Origin of the sequence: Pseudomonas sp. NPDC086251 (genome assembly GCF_044746405.1) — a bacterium.
Lineage (GTDB): Bacteria > Pseudomonadota > Gammaproteobacteria > Pseudomonadales > Pseudomonadaceae > Aquipseudomonas.
In genome coordinates this window covers 56858-75387 of the sequence record NZ_JBIVBY010000017.1, presented here as the reverse complement: position 1 = coordinate 75387, position 18530 = coordinate 56858, and the positions used below count along the sequence as shown (strand labels likewise).

Annotated in this window: 19 protein-coding genes; 7 read left to right on the top strand and 12 right to left on the bottom strand. The window is 60.6% G+C overall.

The window, feature by feature from the left end:
- Nucleotides 1-221: 221 nt before the first annotated feature.
- Complete coding sequence (locus ACIPL2_RS20360; RefSeq protein ID WP_401358914.1) at nucleotides 222-1127, top strand: LysR family transcriptional regulator; 906 nt, start codon at nucleotides 222-224, stop codon at nucleotides 1125-1127.
- Here ACIPL2_RS20360 and ACIPL2_RS20355 read toward each other — a convergent pair.
- From ACIPL2_RS20355 to ACIPL2_RS20345, 3 genes are all read right to left on the bottom strand, one after another.
- Nucleotides 1117-1893 carry a substrate-binding domain-containing protein gene (locus ACIPL2_RS20355; RefSeq protein WP_401358912.1) on the bottom strand — a complete coding sequence of 259 codons (777 nt, stop codon included), beginning with the start codon at nucleotides 1891-1893 and terminating at the stop codon, nucleotides 1117-1119. The genes ACIPL2_RS20360 and ACIPL2_RS20355 overlap by 11 nt on opposite strands.
- A gap of 25 nt (nucleotides 1894-1918) precedes the next feature.
- A complete protein-coding gene (locus tag ACIPL2_RS20350; RefSeq protein WP_401358911.1) occupies nucleotides 1919-3211 on the bottom strand; it encodes an MFS transporter in 1293 nt (430 codons plus the stop codon).
- Nucleotides 3212-3520: 309 nt separating this feature from the next.
- Nucleotides 3521-4126, bottom strand: a complete 606-nt coding sequence (locus ACIPL2_RS20345) for a DJ-1/PfpI family protein (protein WP_401358909.1) — start codon at nucleotides 4124-4126, stop codon at nucleotides 3521-3523.
- 149 nt (nucleotides 4127-4275) lie between these two features.
- On the opposite strand from ACIPL2_RS20345, the gene ACIPL2_RS20340 reads away from it, so the two are divergent.
- The gene (locus ACIPL2_RS20340) at nucleotides 4276-4584 is read left to right on the top strand and encodes an RcnB family protein (RefSeq protein WP_401358908.1); all 309 of its coding nucleotides are present in this window, start codon (nucleotides 4276-4278) and stop codon (nucleotides 4582-4584) included.
- Nucleotides 4585-4677: 93 nt separating this feature from the next.
- Here ACIPL2_RS20340 and ACIPL2_RS20335 read toward each other — a convergent pair whose 3' ends face one another.
- Nucleotides 4678-5001 carry a protealysin inhibitor emfourin gene (locus ACIPL2_RS20335; RefSeq protein WP_401358907.1) on the bottom strand — a complete coding sequence of 108 codons (324 nt, stop codon included), beginning with the start codon at nucleotides 4999-5001 and terminating at the stop codon, nucleotides 4678-4680.
- Nucleotides 4998-6062: a M4 family metallopeptidase gene (locus ACIPL2_RS20330; protein WP_401358906.1), complete on the bottom strand. Its 1065-nt coding sequence runs from the start codon at nucleotides 6060-6062 to the stop codon at nucleotides 4998-5000. The genes ACIPL2_RS20335 and ACIPL2_RS20330 overlap by 4 nt, the downstream gene beginning before the upstream one ends.
- A 146-nt stretch (nucleotides 6063-6208) precedes the next feature.
- Between ACIPL2_RS20330 and ACIPL2_RS20325 the strand changes: the two genes are divergently transcribed.
- Complete coding sequence (locus tag ACIPL2_RS20325) at nucleotides 6209-6547, top strand: FKBP-type peptidyl-prolyl cis-trans isomerase (protein ID WP_401358904.1); 339 nt, start codon at nucleotides 6209-6211, stop codon at nucleotides 6545-6547.
- 3 nt (nucleotides 6548-6550) lie between these two features.
- Here ACIPL2_RS20325 and ACIPL2_RS20320 read toward each other — a convergent pair whose 3' ends face one another.
- Together ACIPL2_RS20320 and ACIPL2_RS20315 are read right to left on the bottom strand one after the other, a co-directional pair.
- Complete coding sequence (locus ACIPL2_RS20320; RefSeq protein ID WP_401358903.1) at nucleotides 6551-7582, bottom strand: D-cysteine desulfhydrase family protein; 1032 nt, start codon at nucleotides 7580-7582, stop codon at nucleotides 6551-6553.
- A 206-nt stretch (nucleotides 7583-7788) separates the two neighbouring features.
- Nucleotides 7789-8916, bottom strand: coding sequence for a cytochrome P450 (locus tag ACIPL2_RS20315; RefSeq protein ID WP_401358902.1), 1128 nt, complete (start codon nucleotides 8914-8916; stop codon nucleotides 7789-7791).
- 82 nt (nucleotides 8917-8998) lie between these two features.
- Between ACIPL2_RS20315 and ACIPL2_RS20310 the strand changes: the two genes are divergently transcribed.
- Nucleotides 8999-9754: an ArsR/SmtB family transcription factor gene (locus ACIPL2_RS20310; protein ID WP_401358900.1), complete on the top strand. Its 756-nt coding sequence runs from the start codon at nucleotides 8999-9001 to the stop codon at nucleotides 9752-9754.
- Here ACIPL2_RS20310 and ACIPL2_RS20305 read toward each other — a convergent pair.
- A complete protein-coding gene (locus ACIPL2_RS20305; RefSeq protein WP_401358899.1) occupies nucleotides 9751-10359 on the bottom strand; it encodes a LysE family translocator in 609 nt (202 codons plus the stop codon). The two genes, ACIPL2_RS20310 and ACIPL2_RS20305, sit on opposite strands and share 4 nt — an antisense overlap.
- A 105-nt stretch (nucleotides 10360-10464) precedes the next feature.
- Here ACIPL2_RS20305 and ACIPL2_RS20300 point away from each other — a divergent pair, with 105 nt between their 5' ends.
- From ACIPL2_RS20300 to ACIPL2_RS20290, 3 genes are read left to right on the top strand one after another with little or no spacing between them, the layout of a single operon-like run.
- On the top strand, nucleotides 10465-11391 hold the full coding sequence (locus ACIPL2_RS20300; RefSeq protein ID WP_401358898.1) for a LysR substrate-binding domain-containing protein: 927 nt from the start codon (nucleotides 10465-10467) through the stop codon (nucleotides 11389-11391).
- A gap of 53 nt (nucleotides 11392-11444) precedes the next feature.
- Nucleotides 11445-12665, top strand: coding sequence for a putative DNA modification/repair radical SAM protein (locus tag ACIPL2_RS20295; protein ID WP_401358897.1), 1221 nt, complete (start codon nucleotides 11445-11447; stop codon nucleotides 12663-12665).
- Nucleotides 12662-13504 (top strand): TIGR03915 family putative DNA repair protein, encoded by an 843-nt coding sequence (locus tag ACIPL2_RS20290; protein WP_401358896.1) that lies wholly within the window; start codon nucleotides 12662-12664, stop codon nucleotides 13502-13504. Before ACIPL2_RS20295 ends, ACIPL2_RS20290 begins: the two co-directional genes overlap by 4 nt.
- Nucleotides 13505-13557: 53 nt before the next feature.
- On the opposite strand, the gene ACIPL2_RS20285 is transcribed toward ACIPL2_RS20290, so the two are convergent.
- The 4 genes from ACIPL2_RS20285 to ACIPL2_RS20270 all read right to left on the bottom strand — a co-directional run bounded on the left by ACIPL2_RS20285 (nucleotide 13558) and on the right by ACIPL2_RS20270 (nucleotide 18529).
- Nucleotides 13558-14577 carry a branched-chain amino acid aminotransferase gene (locus ACIPL2_RS20285; RefSeq protein WP_401358894.1) on the bottom strand — a complete coding sequence of 340 codons (1020 nt, stop codon included), beginning with the start codon at nucleotides 14575-14577 and terminating at the stop codon, nucleotides 13558-13560.
- Between the two features lie 214 nt (nucleotides 14578-14791).
- On the bottom strand, nucleotides 14792-16177 hold the full coding sequence (lpdA, locus tag ACIPL2_RS20280) for a dihydrolipoyl dehydrogenase (RefSeq protein ID WP_401358893.1): 1386 nt from the start codon (nucleotides 16175-16177) through the stop codon (nucleotides 14792-14794).
- Nucleotides 16178-16180: 3 nt separating this feature from the next.
- The gene (locus ACIPL2_RS20275) at nucleotides 16181-17464 is read right to left on the bottom strand and encodes a dihydrolipoamide acetyltransferase family protein (protein ID WP_401358891.1); all 1284 of its coding nucleotides are present in this window, start codon (nucleotides 17462-17464) and stop codon (nucleotides 16181-16183) included.
- Nucleotides 17465-18529, bottom strand: a complete 1065-nt coding sequence (locus tag ACIPL2_RS20270; protein WP_401358889.1) for an alpha-ketoacid dehydrogenase subunit beta — start codon at nucleotides 18527-18529, stop codon at nucleotides 17465-17467.
- Between the last annotated feature and the right edge of the window lies 1 nt (nucleotide 18530).

Here is an 18530-nt window from a genome sequence, read left to right as displayed (position 1 = left end):
GACTGACCCACCGCTTTCGCGAGCAAGCCCGCTCCCACATTTGATCTCTGTCGCACACAAGTTCCGTGTTCACCAAAGATCAAATGTGGGAGCGGCGGTGCGACGATTCGACTTGCTCGCGAAGGCGGCCTGACTGGCGACAACCCTCTCGCTAAATTCAGCATCAATTAGTTACATTCATAGGATAAGCTGATCAATCTGTCCGTCCCTTGAGCCCCACCATGGCCATCAACTTCGACCTCAACGACCTGCAAGCCTTCCGCGCCGTGGTCGAGCAGGGCAGCTTTCGCAAGGCTGCCGACGCTGTGCGCATCTCGCAGCCAGCACTGAGCCGGCGCATCGAAAAACTTGAAGACGCCCTTGGTGTCAGGTTGTTCGAACGCACCACGCGCAAAGTCAGCCTGACCCAGGCCGGACGCGGTTTTATGCCCAGCGTCGAACGGCTGCTGGATGATCTGGACGTGGCATTGCTCGGCATCAGCGAAGTCGCCTCGACCCGGCTCGGTCACGTCACGGTCGCCTGTGTGCCCTCGGCGGCGTACTACTTCATGCCCCGGGTGATCGCGCACTACCACCGCCAGTTTCCGCGGATCAAGGTCAAGGTGCTCGACTCCAGTGCCCATGAAGTGCTGAGTGCAGTGGTCAACGGTGAAGCGGATTTCGGCCTGAGTTTCATGGGCACCCTGGAGGCCGAAGTGGATTTCGAGCCGCTGGTGCAGGAAGGTTATGTGGTGGCCTGTCGGCGCGATCACCCGTTGGCCGGGCGCAGCAGCGTGACGTGGGACGAGTTTTATCAGCAGGATTACATCTCGCTGGACAAGACGTCCGGCAATCGCTTTTTACTCGATCAGGCGCTCACGGGCATCGTGCCGCAACGGCCGAGCATCTGCGAAACCCGGCATGTGACGACAATGATTGGTCTGGTGGAGGCCGGGTTGGGTGTGGCGGCGGTGCCATTGATGGCGATGCCGGCGGCGGATCACCCGATTCTGACGCGGGTGCCACTGACCGACCCGCAGGTGATGCGCAGCGTCGGCTTGATCAAGCGCCGGGGTCGAACCTTGACCCCGGCGGCGTTGGAGTTGGAACGCCTGGTGGTGGAAATGAAAGTTCAGGTCAGCGATTGACCGAGTCCAGGCCGGTGGCTTTCACATCGGGCTGAGCCGCGGCGGAGGCGAGATAATCCAGCAACGCCCTGGCTTCGGCCGGATGTTGCGCGCCCACCGGAATGCCGGCGGCGAAGCGGGTCACCGATTGCACCGACTCTGGAATTTTCGCGACAAAGCTCACGCCAGGGACCGGCAGCAACTCGCTGACCTGCTGGAAGCCCAGTTGATAGTCGCCGGTGGCAACCACCGAACCCACCGGGATTTTCGGCACCATCGTTGACTTGGGTTTGAGTTGACTTTCGATGCCCAGTCGCTTGAACAGCTGATTCTCGATGTACACGCCGCTGGCGCTGTCGGAGTAGGCGACAGACTTCGCGTCGAGCAAGGTCTTTTTCAGGCTGTCGACGGAGCTGATGTCCGGCTTCGGCGCGCCTTCGCGCACCACCAGGCCGATTCGCGAATCGGCCAGTTCGACGCGCGACGCGGGATCGACTTTGCCTTGCTTGATCAGATCATCGAGGGCATAGCCGACCATGATCACCACGTCGGCCTTTTCACCACGGGCCAGCCGATTGGGGATCGCTTCCGGCGCTTTGCCCATGGACGGGCCGAGTGCCGTATCCAGCGTGTTGTCGGTAGAAGCGGCGAATTTCGGGCCGAGGATTTTATAGGCAGCGGTGAAGCCGCCGGAAGTCATCACGCGGATCTCTTCGGCCTGGGCGACGCTGGTCAGACCGAGGCTGGCAACGAGGGCCAGGGCGGCAAAATTGAATAGCTTTTTCATAGGCAGTTTCTCGAAAAGGACGGGTTCAGGAAATGGCCGGTTGCAGGCGTCCGGAGGCTCGGCGATAGAGGTACAGCGTCGCGCACAACGCACAAAGCGCCGCAAAACTCATCCAGTAACCGGGCGCAGCCTTGTCGCCGGTGTACTGGATCAGGAAGGTCGACATCGCCGGGGTGAAACCGCCAAACACCGCCGTCGCCAGGCTGTACGCCAACGAGAACCCGGCGACTCGCACCTCGACCGGCATGATCTCCGTCAGCGCGGCAATCATCGCGCCGTTGTACAAGCCATAAATAAATGACAACCACAGCAACACCAGCAACATGTTGATGAAACTCGGCGCGTGCACCAGGTACGTCAGCGCCGGGTATGCGGTGGCGAGGGTCAGCAGGGCCATGGCGATCAACACCGGCCGACGACCGATGCGGTCCGACAATGCGCCGCCAATCGGCAGCCAGAAGAAGTTCGAAACGCCCACCAGCAAGGTCACCAACAGCGCATCGGCGGTGCTCAAGTGCAGCACGGTTTTGCCGAAGGTCGGTGCGTACACGGTGATCAGGTAAAACGCGGTGGTGGTCAGGGCGACCATCATCATGCCAGCGAACACGATCACCCAGTTCTGCGCCAGGGTGCGGAACACATCGCCCATGCTCGGGCGGTGTTTGCGGGCAGCGAACTCCTCGGTTTCCTCCAGGTTACGGCGCAGGAAGAAAATGAACGGCACGATCATGCAGCCAACGAAAAACGGAATCCGCCAGCCCCAGTCGGCAATCATTGCTGGCGCCATCCATTGGTTCAGGCCATAGCCCAGCGCTGCCGCGACGATAATCGCCACCTGCTGACTGGCCGACTGCCAACTGGTGAAAAAACCTTTGTTCCCAGGCGTAGCGATCTCCGCGAGATACACCGAGACACCCCCCATTTCCGCGCCGGCCGAGAAGCCCTGCAGCAGTCGGCCGATCAACACGATGGCCGGGGCAAACAGTCCGATGGTGTCGTAACCGGGCACCAGCACAATCAGAATCGTGCCGCTGGCCATGATCGACAGGGTGACGATCAGCCCTTTGCGTCGACCCACATCGTCGATGTAGGCACCCAGCACCACCGCGCCCAAAGGTCGCATCAGGAAGCCTGCGCCGAACACCGCAAAGGTCATCATCAGGGAGGCGAATTCGCTGCTCGCCGGGAAGAACACGGCAGCGATCTGTGTGGCGTAAAAGCCAAAAAGGAAGAAGTCGAACTGTTCGAGAAAGTTGCCCGATGTCACCCGGAAAATCGCACTGGCGCGGGAGCGCCCAGAGGGTATTGATGTTGTCATTGACCTGTACTCCACCGCTTTTATGACGTGCGCTGCCTGGACGCGGCGCACGGTTCTTATTGAGGCGAATGGTGGAGCAGGGCGATCAATATGATAAGTGCATTGTTGGCATGCATTGATGCGTGGAGCGGATCAATTGGGTTTGCTGTGGGCGTTTACGATTCAGCTTTGATGTCGTCTGACACGACGTCTTCGCGAGCAAGCCCACTCCCACACTTGATCTTCGGTGAACACAGAATTTGTGTACGACGGAGATCAAGTGTGGGAGCGGGCTTGCTCGCGAAGGCGTCCGATGCTGCCCCCCAAATGTCAGACAAACCCGGCGATATGCGCCATCCCCCTGGCCACAGAATCATCCTTCTCGCCGACCGGCGCGAAATAATGCAGCACTTCCCGCGCCGTCTCGGTGCCCTTGAGCCGGGCCAGCAACCACGCCGACACGTACTGCGCCGACAGGCAACCACCGGCGGTGGCGACATTGCCGTTGGCATAGAACGCCTGATTGACGACGTTGACACCCGCCGCCTGCACCCAGGGTTTGCTGGTGGTGTCGGTGCAGGCCGGCGCGTCGCCGAGCAGTCCGAGTGTGGCCAGCAGGAAGGTTCCAGAGCATTGCGCCGCCAGTAACTGACGGGTCGGATCGAAACGCAGCTGCTGCATGATCGCAGGGTCATTGGCCACTTCACGGGTCTTGCGGCCGCTGCCCACCAACACCGCATCGGCCTGACAAGCCTCGGCGAGATCGATGTGCGCGTCGATGGTCAAACCGTTCATGGATGTGACCCTGGACGTCGGCGAAGCGATGCTCACGCGCCAATCCTTGTCGCCGACCAGGGAAATCCGGCTGAGCATGCCGTAGGCGATCAGGGAGTCCAGTTCGTTGAAACCGTCGAACGTCAGAATGGCGATGTGCATGGCGAATCCCGATTGTTTTTTGGCAGCCTACGCCGAGGCTGCGTGAAGCTTCCCGTACAGTCCGGCACAGAATCATCGCAACAGTAATGAATGATTGATCGCGAGTGCAGTCGGAGTTTTGTTACCACGACATCACTGGAGGTTCACCGATGAACAACAAAACCCTTATCGCCAGCCTCGCCCTTGTCGCAGGCATCGCCGGTATCAGCCCGATCGTTCAGGCGGATGACCCACCGCAAAAAACCGTCCAGCCCGGCGTCAACAACGCCCGCAAACTGGAAGTCGGCGACCGCGCCCCGGACGTTTACCAGCGCAGCGAAAAAGCCCTGACCAACTGGAAGGCGAAAGGCCTGAAAGCGCCGAAGGATCAGGCGCAATGGGTGCAGATCAATGACAAGTACATGATGGTGATGATTACCAACGGCACCATCATGGATATCACGCCGATTGAGCGATAAGCCGATGGTGGCGCTAGTCCAGGCCACTTTCATTCAGGGATTGCCATCATGGCGCACTAGCCGTACAGAAAAGCTGGCCTGAAGGCAGCAGGCTCATAACACCTCGCCTTTGTCCCACAGCCGCACCAATTCACCCGGTGCCTGATCCTCAGGCACTTTCATCACCATGCGATCGTCCTGCTCGCCGCTGCGGAAATGCACTTCGATTTCAAAGAAGCGCTGATCACCTCGACCCGAGGCGGAGTCTGCGAGCGGCAGGCAACCTTCCAGCAATGAACAGATGCGTGTGCGCTGATCGATGTCGCATTGCGCGAATTCGATTCGACGAGGGCGGGTCAAGGCGTGGATTGCCGCTACACCGCCCTGACGGGAGAGACGCACCACGGCATCATCACCCAGTGTTGGCAAGGTTTTCATGGTTTCTCCTGAGAGACATCGACACCCACTTCAGACCAGGCATGGCGCACTGCCTTGGCTTCATCGGGGCCGAAAAGTTGCCGGGCATGCGTGAGGGTCAGATCGGCGAAGGCAGCGAATGACGCCTCGCTGCTCAAGCGCTTGTCGCACAGCGTGTCGTACCAGATGCGCCCGGCTTTCTCCCAGGCAAACCCGCCCAGTGCCTTGGCCGCTAGATAAAACGCGCGATTGGGGATGCCAGAATTGATGTGCACGCCGCCGTTGTCTTCCTGAGTAATGACGAACTTGCGCATGTGGTCCGGTTGCGGATCCTTGCCCAGCAGCGGGTCGTCATACGCTGTGCCGGGATGAGCCATCGAGCGCAAACCGATGCCTTTGATCCGCGGCGTCAGCAGGTCGGCGCCGATCAGCCAGTCTGCCTCTTTGGCCGTCTGGCCCAGCACATGCTGTTTGATCAGGACCCCGAAGACGTCCGATATCGATTCATTCAGGGCCCCGGACTGGTCGGCGTAGACCAGGCCGGCTTCGCTTTCGATCACGCCGTGGGTCAACTCGTGCCCGATCACATCCAGGGAACGGGTGAAGCGCTCGAAAATTTCGCCATCGCCGTCACCGAACACCATCTGTGCACCGTTCCAGAACGCATTTTCGTAGTCTTGGCCGTAATGCACGCTGCCAATCAGGGCAAAACCTTTATTGTCGATGGAGTCACGACCCAGCACCTTCCAGAAAAAATCATGACTGGCGCCCAACGCATCGTAAGCCTCGTCGACCGCGGGATCACCCGTCGCCGGCTGGCCTTCAAGGCGCGCCGGCATCCCCGGCAGGAGCATTTTGCCCTGCGCATCATAGACGCTGCGCTGTACCAGACCGGGTTGAGTGGAGGGCGGCAGGATCGTCGCCGCCGCAGAACGTACCGGTGGTGTCGGCGAGTGACGAAGGGCGCGCACGTGGGTCAGCGTGATCAGCGCGCTGGAACGCTGCCGCTCGGAGCCGTGGGCAATAATGCGGTTGAGGATGTAGGGCGGAATGAAACTGCGCAATGATCGTGAGTCGGTCATCAGAGCATCCTTTCCTGAGTACGAAATCGATATTTATGTGAGCAGGAGGGCGGCGTTTCGGTTCCATGGATTGCCATCCGCGGCGGATTCTGCGAAAACCACCGTCCGTGCCCTCAGTCCGGGGCGACAGTGAACGAGTAAGCAGTATGAACGACGAATTGCAAATCATCGACCTTGAGCCAGGCGACGGCAAAGCCGCAGTCAAAGGCGCACTGATCACCACTCAATACCGCGGCTGGCTGGAAGACGGCACCGAATTCGACTCTTCCTACAGCCGAGGGAAACCGTTCCAGTGCGTGATTGGCACCGGGCGCGTGATCAAGGGCTGGGATCAAGGAATTATCGGCATGCAGGTCGGCGGCAAGCGCAAGCTGCTGGTGCCCGCGCATTTGGCGTATGGCGAGCGTTCGATGGGGGCGATTACCCCCCATTCGAATCTGATTTTCGAGATTGAATTGCTGGAAGTGCTGACGCGGGATGATTAACGGCTAAGCCTGAAACGTTTCCCGGTAGGCATACAGCCCCGGTGTGCCGCCGGTCATCACGAACAGCACGTTGTCCCCGGCGCGGAAATGTCCTTGCCGGAGGTCGGCCAACAGGCCGGCGAAGGCTTTGCCGGAGTACACCGGGTCGATCAACAGGCCTTCGGCGCGGGCCATCAGGTGTACTGCGTCCTGCATGGCGGGTGTCGGCAGACCGTAGCCGTCGCCCAATTGGCTGCCGTCAATGCTGATCTCGTCGGCCTGCACGATGGCGCTGCTGCCCAGTAACGCCAAGGTGTCCTGGGTCAATTTCAGGGTCCTGTCCGCTGACGTGGCTTGATCGGATAACACCGAGTACGACTTGACGATCGATGTGCCTCGGTCCAGCAACTGGAAGCCAGCCGCGAGCCCGGCATGGGTCCCGGCGCTGCCGTTGGGCACAACGACTTGATTGAAGGTGAGGCCGAGCGTCGTCTCCTGCTGCGCGATCTCTGCTGCACAGCGTGCATAACCGAGACTGCCCAGTGGCGTTGAGCCGCCCGTAGGAAGCACCATCACCTTGCGCCCCGATTCCCGGAGTTGCGCAGCCCGTGTCTCGGCCCTGGCGAGTGAGTCGGTGCCACCGGCGAGCACGCTGATTTCTGCGCCGAACAACTGGTCGAGCAGCACGTTGCCGTTGAGTTCGTAATCCACTTCGGATTTGGGCACCGAGCGGGTCAGGATCAATTCGCAGGCGAGGCCCAGGCGCGCGCAGACGGCGGCAGTCAGGCGAGCATGGTTGGATTGAAGGCCGCCGATGGTAATGACCGTATCGACCCCGGCCGCCAGCGCCGCACCGATATGGAATTCGAGCTTGCGCAGTTTGTTGCCGCCACCGCCAATCAGCATGTGATCGTCACGCTTGAGGAACAGGCCGATTCCCTGGGTATCCAGGCCCAGCAGCCGTTCGAGGCGTTCGGCGCGTTGAATGGGCGTGGGGCCTTGCAGCAGGTCTGCGCGGGCAAAAGCGTTCAGTGCCGTGTCCAGTCGGGTTTGCATCAGTGGCGCCTCGGGGTCTTTTATTAGGGTGACTTTAGGGAGAAAGGCACCTGGAATATAGGCATTGCCAGTCATTTCAGTTTTTACTTGATGTAATCAGTCTGCGTTGTTGGTGAGACCGCTTTCGCGAGCAAGCCCGCTCCCACAGTTGAAATGCATTCCAATGTGGGAGCGGGCTTGCTCGCGAAGAACGATAACGCGGTCCATCAGCCTGCCGACAGATCAGCGAACAACGGAATCCGCCCATTCAGCGAAGGTCGGTAGCGCCAGGTCAATCGATCCAGCGCGGGTTTTATCTGCATAATCTGCGTCACCGTGGCGCTGGCGATGCTCATGGCCAACACCTGCCCCGGACATTGATGCTGCCCCGCGCCAAACGTGAAACTGCGACGCTGCGGACGATCGAGCAGGAAGGCGTCGGGATGGTCATTAAGCTGCGAGTCGCGATTGGCCGAGGCCAGCAGCACCAGGATTACATCGCCGGGGCTCAGGCTCACGCCGTCGATTTCACAGGACGCGGCGACGAACCGGCGGGTGTTCTGCACCGACGGATCGAAGCGCTGGACCTCCGCCAACAGCTCATCGATGCGAACCGGATCGCTCGGCAACGACGGGTTTCGTATCAGCGCTACCAACGCATTGCCGATCAGCCCGGCGGTAGCCTCATACGTCTGGGAGAACAGGCCAAGGAGGTTGGCGATCAACGACTCAGGGGCGGCTGATGTCGCCGCAAAGCGCTGGCGAATACCGGCGAGCAGGGCGCTTTGAGGGGCCGGGTCGTCCATTAGCTCGATGAAATAACCACTCAATTGCTCCGCCGCCGCATCGGCTGCGTCCAGTTGCGCCTGATCGCTAAGCGGCGACAGGCACGCGACGAAATCCGCCGTCAGCTCGCTGATCACCCGACCCTGAGCTGGCGTAAACCCCAGCAGCGCCGCCACCACGCACACCGGACCACGGAACATCGCCTTATACAGGCCGTCGGCGTCCGGGCTGAGCAACCGCGCGCCGACCAGCGCATTCACTTCATCAACATCAATCAACGCCAACCCCGGCTGAATCGCCGACCTCGGGCACCGCTGGCGCTCGCCTTCATTCATTCGCATCAGTTGCCCGAATACCTGGCCGGCCAAGCCACCCGCGATTGTCTTGGGCACCGGTTCGTGGGCCGGTCGAACATGACAATCGGGATGCGCCAGTACCGCCGACACGGCGCGGGCGCTACTGGCCACCCAGAGTTTCAGTCCCTGATGAAAAACCAGCCCGCCCTCGGCGCGCAATTGTGCGTAATAGGGATAAGGATCAGCATGAGTCGCAGCGATGATCGGGTCCATGGGTCGCAGCCTTGTTCGTGGTGGGGAAAGTGTTGCTACTATCTCCAGTCCGAAAGGCCCTTGATTCGTCCGGGAGCGAAGTATGAACGCAGAACAGCACGACATTGGCGTCTCTCAAGTCGCTGCGGCCATTGCGGAACCGGCCCGGACCAAGATCCTCTGTTCGCTGATGGACGGCCACGCCCGCACCAGCACCGAGCTGGCGGCGATCGCCGAGGTCAGCGCGTCTACCGCCAGCGCGCACTTGGCCAAACTCAAGGAATCGGCGCTGGTGCGTTTACACGTCCAGGGCCGCCATCGCTATTACAGCCTCGCGGACAAACGGGTGGCCCAGGCATTGGAAGCGCTGATGGTCGTCGGCCAGAACGCCGCGCCGACCTTCAACCCGCGCACCCCGGATCGCCTGCAATTCGCCCGCACCTGCTACGACCATATGGCTGGCACCCTGGCGGTGTTGCTGCATGACCGGATGCTGGAAAAAGGCTGGCTGCTGGAAACCGATGAGCAGGTTTACCAGCTGAGCGACAGCGGCGAAGCAATGTTTGAAGGTTTGGGGATCGAGGTCAAAGACCTGAACACCTTGCGCCGCCGGTTAGCCTGCCCATGCCTGGATTGGAGCATGCGCCGACCGCATCTGGGGGGATCGTTGGGCGCGGCGTTGCTGCAAACGGCGATCAAGCGTAAATGGCTGACGCAGGATCTGGACAGTCGGGCGCTGGCGCTGACCGCAACTGGCCGAAAGGAACTCGGTAGCCGCTTTTCCATTGAACTGCCGATTCAACTCTCGACCGCCAAACCTGTGTCCACCGGTGACCGGATCACCAGTCCAGCGCCTTAGCGACTGGCCGAGGCCATGAGCACGCCAAAACCGGCGAAGGTCACGCCCGAGACTTTCGCCGCCAGCCACGAACCCTTCGGGCTCGACAACCAGCCTTTGGCGGCATTGGCGAGCAAGGCGTAGCTGCCATGCACCAGGATCACCAGTAGCGCATAAGAGGCGACCAGTTTGAAAAACTGGGCGGAGAAATGGGCCGAGGTGTCGATGAATTGTGGGAATACCGCCAGGAAGAAAAACACCGCCTTGGGGTTCAAAAACTGGATCGACGCCGCTTCCAGGTAGCGATAACCCGGGCTTGAAGGGCGTGTTTCCAGCAGCGTACTGAAACGATCCGAACGCCAGCTTTTGAAACCCAGGTACAACAAATAGGCGGCGCCTGCGTACTTCAACGCGGTAAAGGCGTTGGCCGAAGTGCTGAGTATCAAGCCGACACTGGTGGCGCTGATGGCGGCGACGATAAACGCTCCCGACGCGATCCCCAGAATGCCCGGCACGGCCCCGCTCCAGCCGTGGCGCGCGGCGTTGGACAAGGTCAGGAGTACACCTGGCCCAGGGCTCAAAATGGTCAGGGTGGCGAAAAGTAGAAAGAGTCCATAGCTGTTCATGTCGTGCTCCGTCAGGTGGCGCTTGCCGCGTGCGGGCAGATTGGCGTGGCGAGGCGGGCGTGACAAACGCTTTAAATGCGGCGCATATGTGACTAAATTAGACGCATGACCAATCCACTACCGCCGCTTAATGCTGTTCGTGCCTTTGCCGTTGCGGCTCGTCATCAGAGTTTCAGCCTGGCGGCCGAAGAGCTGCATGTCAGTCACAGTGCCGTCAGCCGGCACATCAAATTGCTTGAGGAGCACCTCGGCGTGCTGCTGTTCGAACGGCGTATCCGGCAATCGCTGCTGACGCCGGCCGGCCAGCGCTTTTATGAGCAAATCAGTGCCGGGCTGGCACAGATCGCCGACGCCGCCGCTGCGCTCAGGCAGCAGGCCTCGTTGCCGAGGGTGAAGATCAATGTCCGGCCGTCCTTTGCCATGCTGTGGCTGGCGCCCCGGTTGGAGGATTTCATCGCACAACACCCGGAGATCAAACCGCAGGTCATTACTCAAACCCAGGCCCCCGATCATGCCCGCGACGGCTTCGACGTCGTCATTCGTCGGGGGCGTGACGACTGGGCACCGGCGATTGAGGCGCGTGCCCTGTTCGAAGACGAACTGTTACTGGTCGCGGCGCCCTCGCTGATCGAACGCCTGCCGCTTGAAGACCTCACGGCACTGAGCCGACACACACTGCTGACCGCCAAGGCGCGTCGCGAAGACTGGCACAACTGGGCCCTGCACTTTGCTCAAAGGCAGTCAGCCACTCAGGTGACCCGGCAGTTTGATCACATGCATCGGGTGCTTGAGGCGGCCGTGGACGGGCAGGGCATTGCCTTGTGCCCGACCTCTTTGCTGGGCACCCATCTTTCGAGCGGGCGCCTGATCTGCCCGTTGCCCGAGTTGCGCATGCCGTTGCCGCGTTATTACTACGGGGTTGCGCCGGATGTCACGGAGGCCACGCGGGTGTTTGTCGAGTGGTTGTTTGCCCGGATTGCCCAAGACGGACTTCAGGGCGTCTATCGGACCAAGGGCACGATGACGCCTTGAACCTCAGGGGCTGACCCTATACTGTATATCCAAACAGTAAAGGGGCGTGCCTCATGGAACTCATCGATAAGCTCGGCATTCTCGCCGACGCCGCCAAGTACGACGCGTCCTGCGCCAGTAGTGGAGCGCCCAAGCGCAGTTCCGAGGGCAAGAGCGGCCTGGGCTCGACCGACGGCATGGGCATTTGCCACAGTTACACGCCGGACGGTCGTTGCGTCTCGCTGTTGAAGATCCTGCTGACCAACTTCTGTCTTTATGACTGCCAATACTGTGTCAATCGCCGTTCCAGTGATGTGCCACGCGCGCGTTTCACTCCTGAAGAAGTCGTGACGCTGACGCTGGATTTCTACCGACGTAACTGCATCAGTGGGCTCTTTCTAAGTTCCGGGATCATTCGCTCGGCGGACTACACCATGGAGCAATTGATCCGCGTGGCCAAACTGCTGCGCGAAGACCATGAGTTTCGCGGCTACATCCACCTCAAGACCATTCCCGAAGCTGACCCGGCGCTGATCGAAGAAGCCGGACGCTACGCCGATCGATTGAGCGTCAACATCGAACTGCCCACTGATGACAGCCTGCAAATCCTCGCCCCGGAGAAGCAGTTGGGTTCGATCAAACAAGCGATGCAAACCATCTACACCGGTGAACAAACCGTCCTGAACGAACCGCGGGCTCCGAAATTCGCCCCAGCCGGGCAAAGCACGCAGATGATCGTCGGCGCCGATGACACCGACGACAGCACCCTTCTTCATACTGCCCAGGCGCTATACGGCGACTTCCGTCTGCGGCGGGTCTATTACTCGGCGTTCAGTCCGATCCCCAACAGCCCGAAAAGCGTGCCGCTGGCCGCGCCGCCGCTGATGCGCGAGCACCGTTTGTATCAGGCCGACTTCCTGTTGCGCAGTTATGGCTTCAAGGCTGGCGAACTGTTCAAGGGCCCTGGGCATCTGGCACTCGACATCGACCCGAAACTGGCCTGGGCACTGGAGCACCGTGAAGTCTTTCCGCTGGACTTGAACCGCGCCGAGGCGTCCTTGATTTCGCGTATCCCCGGTATCGGCTTGCGCACGACCGAGCGGCTGGTGGAGCTGCGCCGCCAGCGACGTATTCGCTATGAGGACTTGGCCCGCATGCGTTGCGTGCTGGCCAAGGCCAAGCCGTTCTTCATCACCAGCGATTACCACCCGCAACAGGCTGAGGTCACCAGTCACACGCTCTATCAACAACTGCGCGACCGGCCACAACCCCAGCAAATGGGGCTCTGGGGATGATCAATCTGGATTGCGACGATCTGTTCGATACTTGGCGCCAGCAAGCACGCTGGCTGTTGAGCCATGAGGTTGATCCTTGTCTGGTCAGTTGGGCCAGTGAACGTGTGGCGGACCTGTTCGCCAGTGATGATGTGTTGCCTGAAACACAAGGTCCGTTTCAGGCACGAATTCCGCGAACGCTGCTCGACACACTTGAGCAAGCCGCTCGTTATCGCGGCGATCAGCGCTGGAGCCTGCTGTACGAAGTACTGTGGCGGGTGAGTCATGGCGACCGCACGGCGATGATGGCCGGAGATAAAACCGGCAGTGAGTTACACAGGAGAATCAAACAGGTACAGCGTGAAGCTCATCATTTACATGCATTCGTACGCTTCGTGCCGATACCGCTAGGCGAGGGGCCGCACTACGTTGCCTGGCATGAACCGGCTCATGACATCCTGCGCAGTGCCACTGAACACTTCATCGGTCGAATGGGCCGACATCGCTGGTTGATTGCCACGCCTCGGGACGGTGTTTACTACGATGGCGACCAGTTGATTCATCAACGCAAGTGCCCGGCTGAATGGCAGCAACTGGCGAAAAACGTCGACGATCCACACGGCGACATGTGGCTGACGTACTACAGCCACATCTTTAACCCTGCGCGGCTGAACCCGAAAGTCATGCAAGGGCATTTGCCGGCGCGGTTCTGGAAGAATCTGCCGGAAGGTGCGCTGATTCCGGGGCTGATCACTCAGGCGCGGACTGGCAAGCAACAGGATGGCCAGGCCAGCGGGATAAAGGGCAGGGAGGGCAAGCGCATCGCGCCGGGAGGCAGCGAACGCGGCCAGCACTCATAAAAAAGCCCCTCATTACCAAGGCAATGAAGGGCTTCGAGGCCGCGGGTGTCAGATCAAACCTTGACGATCCAGCCGGCTGGCGCTTCGATTTCGCCAGTCTGTACACCTGTCAGCTCTTTGTAGAGCTTCTGGGTGACCGGGCCGACCTCGGTTTCGCTGTGGAACACGTGCAGCTTGTCGTTGTAGCTGATGCCGCCGATCGGGGTGATCACGGCAGCCGTACCGCATGCACCGGCTTCCTTGAAGTCGGACAGCTTGTCGATGAACACGTCACCTTCGACCACTTCCAGACCCAGGCGCGATTTGGCCAGCTCGATCAGCGACAGACGGGTGATGCCCGGCAGTACTGACGGTGAGTTCGGCGTGACGAACTTGTTGTCGTGGGTGATCCCGAAGAAGTTGGCCGAACCGACTTCTTCGATTTTGGTGTGGGTCATCGGGTCCAGGTAAATGCAGTCAGCGAAGTGCGCTTTCTTGGCCTGGGAACCTGGCATCAGGCTGGCGGCGTAGTTGCCACCGACCTTGGCCGCACCGGTGCCTTGTGGAGCTGCGCGGTCGTAGCTGGAGATCAGGAAGTTGTGCGGGGTCAGGCCGCCCTTGAAGTAGGCGCCGACCGGGATGCAGAAGATCGAGAAGATGAACTCGGGTGCAGTACGCACGCCGATGTTGTCACCCACGCCGATCACGAACGGGCGCAGGTACAGCGCGCCGCCGGTGCCGTAAGGCGGGATGAAACGCTCGTTGGCGCGAACCACGTCCTTGCACGCTTCGATGAACTGCTCGGTGGACACCTGTGGCATCAGCAGGCGGGCGCAGCTGCGTTGCATGCGTGCGGCGTTCTGATCCGGACGGAACAGGTTGATCGAACCGTCCTTGCAACGATAGGCCTTCAGGCCTTCGAAGCATTGCTGGCCATAGTGAAGGGCGGTGGAGCCTTCGCTGATGTGCAGCACATTGTCTTCGGTCAGGGTGCCCTTGTCCCACTCGCCATTACGCCAGTGCGACAGATAGCGCTTGTCTGTCTTGATGTAGTCAAAACCCAACTTGTCCCAATTGATGCTTTCGTTACCCATGACACCCTCTATCACTGAACAACCGTCGAAACGGTTCAAGGCTTCTGACGTTTTTTTGGATGGGGACAACAATACTTCATTCCGGGGTGGTTTCGCAGCCCGCAATTGCAATCCCTGTAGGAGCGAGGCTTGCCCGCGAACAAGGCACCGCGGTGTACCAGATACTCCGGGTCATCGTTCTTCGCGGGCAAGCCTCGCTCCTACAGGTTTTGCGTTATAGGTGTAACGCGTGGCCTAACGCACGCAACGCCGCTTCCTGGACCGCTTCGCCCAAGGTCGGGTGCGCGTGGATGGTGCCGGCGATGTCTTCCAGCCTTGCGCCCATTTCCAGGCTCTGGCCGAACGCCGTCGACAACTCCGAAACACCCACGCCAACGGCTTGCCAGCCAACAATCACATGATTGTCACGGCGCGCCACGACCCGCACAAAGCCGCTTTTCGATTCAAGGGTCATCGCCCGGCCATTCGCCGCAAACGGGAAACTCGACACGATACAGTCCAGACCCGCGGCCTTAGCCTCGTCCGGCGTCTTGCCGACCACCACCAGTTCCGGGTCGGTAAAGCACACGGCGGCAATCGCGGTCGGGTTGAATTCGCGGGATTTACCGCTGATCAGTTCGGCCACCATCTCGCCCTGAGCCATGGCCCGGTGCGCGAGCATCGGTTCGCCACTCACGTCGCCAATGGCATAGACGTTGCGCATGCTGGTCTGGCAGCGGTTGTCGATCTTGATCGCCGAACCGTTCATGTCCAGGTTCAGCGCTTCTAGGTTCCAGCCCTGCGTGTTGGGTTTGCGCCCGACCGCCACCAGCACCTGATCGGTTTCCAGGTTCAACGTGTCGCCATTCGGGTCACGAACTTGCAGTGTATTTGCTTTTAAATCAAAGCCTTCCACGCTGTGCTTCAAGTAAAGCTTCATGCCGAGTTTTTTCAATTCGTCATGAACCGGCTGGGTCAGTTCGGCGTCGTAGGCTGGCAGGATGCGCTCCTGTGCCTCGACCACGCTGACCTCGGCGCCGAGCTTGCGATAGGCAATGCCCAGCTCCAGACCGATGTAACCGCCACCGACCACCACCAGCCGTTTTGGCACGGAGGTCGGCGCCAGGGCTTCGGTGGAGGAGATGATCGGGCCGCCAATTGGCAGCATCGGCAGGTTCACGCTTTTCGAACCAGTGGCCAGCACCAGGTGCTCGCACTGGATGCGCGTATCGCCCACTTCTACGGTTTTACCATCAATAACTTTCGCAAAACCTTGAATAACCTTGATTTTATGCTTTTTCAGCAGCGCCGAAACGCCCGTGGTCAGGCGATCAACGATGCCGTCCTTCCACTCGACACTTTTGCTGATGTCGAGGGTCGGCGCTGACACGCTGATGCCCAGTGCGGAGTGCTGGCTGTGATGTTGGGTCTGGTGAAACTGTTCAGCAACGTGAATCAGCGCTTTCGACGGAATGCAGCCGATGTTCAGGCAGGTGCCGCCCAACGATTCGCCTTCCACCAGAATGGTCGAGATGCCCAGTTGACCGGCACGGATCGCCGTCACATAACCGCCGGGGCCGCCGCCGATGATCAGTAGCGTAGTGTTCAGAGACTGTTGCATGCCTTACTCCACAAACAGGGTGGCGGGTTGTTCGAGCAAGCCACGAATGGCCTGGATGAATTGCGCCGCGTCCATGCCGTCGACCACGCGGTGATCGAAGGAGCTGGAGAGGTTCATCATCTTGCGAATCACGATCTGGCCTTTGACCACCATCGGGCGTTCGACGATTTTGTTGACACCGACAATCGCCACTTCCGGCAGGTTCAGCACCGGTGTGCTGACGATCCCGCCCAAAGCGCCGAGGCTGGTCAACGTAATGGTCGAGCCGGACAACTCATCGCGGCTGGCCTTGCCAGTGCGCGCGGCGGTGGCCAACCGGGAGATTTCCGTGGCGCTGTCCCACAGGCTGCGTGCTTCGGCATGACGCACCACCGGCACCATCAAACCAATGTCGGCCTGGGTGGCGATGCCCACGTGCACGGCGCCGAGGCGGGTGATGACCTGGGCTTCGTCGTCGTATCGGGCGTTGATTTGCGGGAAGTCGCGCAGGGCGACAACCAGGGCACGGACCAGAAACGGCAGCAGCGTCAGCTTGCCACGGGTCGCGCCGTGTTTTTCGTTCAGGTGCGCACGCAGTTCTTCCACGGCCGTGACGTCGATTTCCTCGACGTAACTGAAGTGAGCGGCGCGTTGCGTGGCGTCTTGCATGCGCTGGGCGATCTTGCGGCGCATGCCGATGACCGGGATTTGTTCTTCGTCGTTACGTTGGGCGTAAGCAGCGGTGGCGGTCGATTGCGGCTTCTGACCCTGAGCCAGATAGGCGTCGAGGTCTTCATGCAGCACGCGACCGGCAGGGCCAGTGCCCCGCACCAGACGCAGCTGGATGCCGAGATCGAGCGCATGTTTGCGCACAGCCGGGGAGGCCAGTGGGCGTTCATCCGCCTCGCGAGCCACCATCGGCCCTTGGCACACGGCCGCTCGTGGAGCGGCAGCAGCGACCGGTCTGCTTTCAGCTATGGCGGCAACTTTTGGCGCCGCAACCGGTGCTTCTTTCACAGCAGTAGCAACGGTCGCCGGCTGAGCCGACTCTTTAACGTTCCCCGCGCCTTCGACTTCAATGCTGATCAGGATGCTGCCCACCGCCATGACTTCGCCAGGCTGTCCGCCCAGCGCAATCACCTTGCCGTGGACCGGCGAAGGGATGTCGACCATCGCCTTGTCGGTCATCACATCGGCCAGCACCTGATCTTCGACGACCATGTCGCCGACCTTGACGTGCCACACCGACAATTCAACTTCTGCAATGCCTTCGCCAATGTCCGGCATTTTAATAACGTGCGTGCCCATTCAGACCTCCATAACCCGATGCAAAGCCGCGCCCACTCGGGACGGACCAGGGAAATACGCCCACTCTTGTGCGTGCGGGTAGGGAGTGTCCCAACCGGTGACGCGCTCGATAGGCGCTTCCAGGTAGTGGAAGCAATGCTCTTGCACCAGGGCGACCAGTTCGGCACCGAAGCCGCAAGTGCGGGTCGCTTCGTGAACGATCACGCAGCGGCCGGTTTTCTTCACCGACTTGACGATGGTGTCCAGGTCCAGCGGCCAGAGGCTGCGTAGGTCGATGACTTCCGCGTCGATCCCGGTTTCTTCAGCCGCGACTTGCGACACATAAACCGTGGTGCCGTAGGTCAGGATGGTCACGTCCTTGCCCGGACGTGCGATGGCGGCAACGTCCAGCGGCACGGTGTAGTAACCGTCCGGGACTTGTGCGGCCGGGTGTTTCGACCACGGGGTTACCGGGCGGTCGTGGTGGCCGTCGAACGGGCCGTTGTACAGGCGTTTCGGCTCCAGGAAGATTACCGGGTCATCGTTTTCGATGGAGGCGATCAGCAAGCCTTTGGCGTCGTAAGGGTTGGACGGCATGACCGTGCGCAGACCGCAAACCTGGGTGAACATCGCCTCGATGCTCTGGCTGTGGGTCTGGCCGCCGTAGATGCCGCCACCGCAAGGCATGCGCAGGGTCATCGGTGCGGTGAACTCGCCGGCCGAGCGATAACGCAGGCGCGCGGCTTCGGAAATGATCTGGTCCGACGCCGGGTACACGTAGTCGGCGAACTGAATCTCGGCCACCGGACGCAGACCGTAGGCGCCCATGCCCACGGCGACGCCGACGATGCCGCTCTCGGAGATCGGCGCGTCGAACACGCGGGAGGTGCCGTACTTGTTCTGCAAGCCTTCGGTGCAACGGAACACGCCGCCGAAGTAGCCGACGTCCTGGCCGAAGACCACGACGTTGTCGTCACGCTCAAGCATCACGTCCATGGCCGAGCGCAGGGCCTGGATCATGGTCATGGTGGTTGTGGTCATGGCGGTTTCCGTGTTCAGCTCGATAGTGGTGTTGTGGTCGTTCATG

Coding starts and splice junctions, on each gene's coding strand:
- ACIPL2_RS20360 (WP_401358914.1), top strand. CDS start 222: ATGGCCATCAACTTCGACCTCAACGACCTGCAAGCCTTCCGCGCCGTG.
- ACIPL2_RS20355 (WP_401358912.1), bottom strand. CDS start 1,893: ATGAAAAAGCTATTCAATTTTGCCGCCCTGGCCCTCGTTGCCAGCCTC.
- ACIPL2_RS20350 (WP_401358911.1), bottom strand. CDS start 3,211: ATGACAACATCAATACCCTCTGGGCGCTCCCGCGCCAGTGCGATTTTC.
- ACIPL2_RS20345 (WP_401358909.1), bottom strand. CDS start 4,126: ATGCACATCGCCATTCTGACGTTCGACGGTTTCAACGAACTGGACTCC.
- ACIPL2_RS20340 (WP_401358908.1), top strand. CDS start 4,276: ATGAACAACAAAACCCTTATCGCCAGCCTCGCCCTTGTCGCAGGCATC.
- ACIPL2_RS20335 (WP_401358907.1), bottom strand. CDS start 5,001: ATGAAAACCTTGCCAACACTGGGTGATGATGCCGTGGTGCGTCTCTCC.
- ACIPL2_RS20330 (WP_401358906.1), bottom strand. CDS start 6,062: ATGACCGACTCACGATCATTGCGCAGTTTCATTCCGCCCTACATCCTC.
- ACIPL2_RS20325 (WP_401358904.1), top strand. CDS start 6,209: ATGAACGACGAATTGCAAATCATCGACCTTGAGCCAGGCGACGGCAAA.
- ACIPL2_RS20320 (WP_401358903.1), bottom strand. CDS start 7,582: ATGCAAACCCGACTGGACACGGCACTGAACGCTTTTGCCCGCGCAGAC.
- ACIPL2_RS20315 (WP_401358902.1), bottom strand. CDS start 8,916: ATGGACCCGATCATCGCTGCGACTCATGCTGATCCTTATCCCTATTAC.
- ACIPL2_RS20310 (WP_401358900.1), top strand. CDS start 8,999: ATGAACGCAGAACAGCACGACATTGGCGTCTCTCAAGTCGCTGCGGCC.
- ACIPL2_RS20305 (WP_401358899.1), bottom strand. CDS start 10,359: ATGAACAGCTATGGACTCTTTCTACTTTTCGCCACCCTGACCATTTTG.
- ACIPL2_RS20300 (WP_401358898.1), top strand. CDS start 10,465: ATGACCAATCCACTACCGCCGCTTAATGCTGTTCGTGCCTTTGCCGTT.
- ACIPL2_RS20295 (WP_401358897.1), top strand. CDS start 11,445: ATGGAACTCATCGATAAGCTCGGCATTCTCGCCGACGCCGCCAAGTAC.
- ACIPL2_RS20290 (WP_401358896.1), top strand. CDS start 12,662: ATGATCAATCTGGATTGCGACGATCTGTTCGATACTTGGCGCCAGCAA.
- ACIPL2_RS20285 (WP_401358894.1), bottom strand. CDS start 14,577: ATGGGTAACGAAAGCATCAATTGGGACAAGTTGGGTTTTGACTACATC.
- lpdA (WP_401358893.1), bottom strand. CDS start 16,177: ATGCAACAGTCTCTGAACACTACGCTACTGATCATCGGCGGCGGCCCC.
- ACIPL2_RS20275 (WP_401358891.1), bottom strand. CDS start 17,464: ATGGGCACGCACGTTATTAAAATGCCGGACATTGGCGAAGGCATTGCA.
- ACIPL2_RS20270 (WP_401358889.1), bottom strand. CDS start 18,529: ATGAACGACCACAACACCACTATCGAGCTGAACACGGAAACCGCCATG.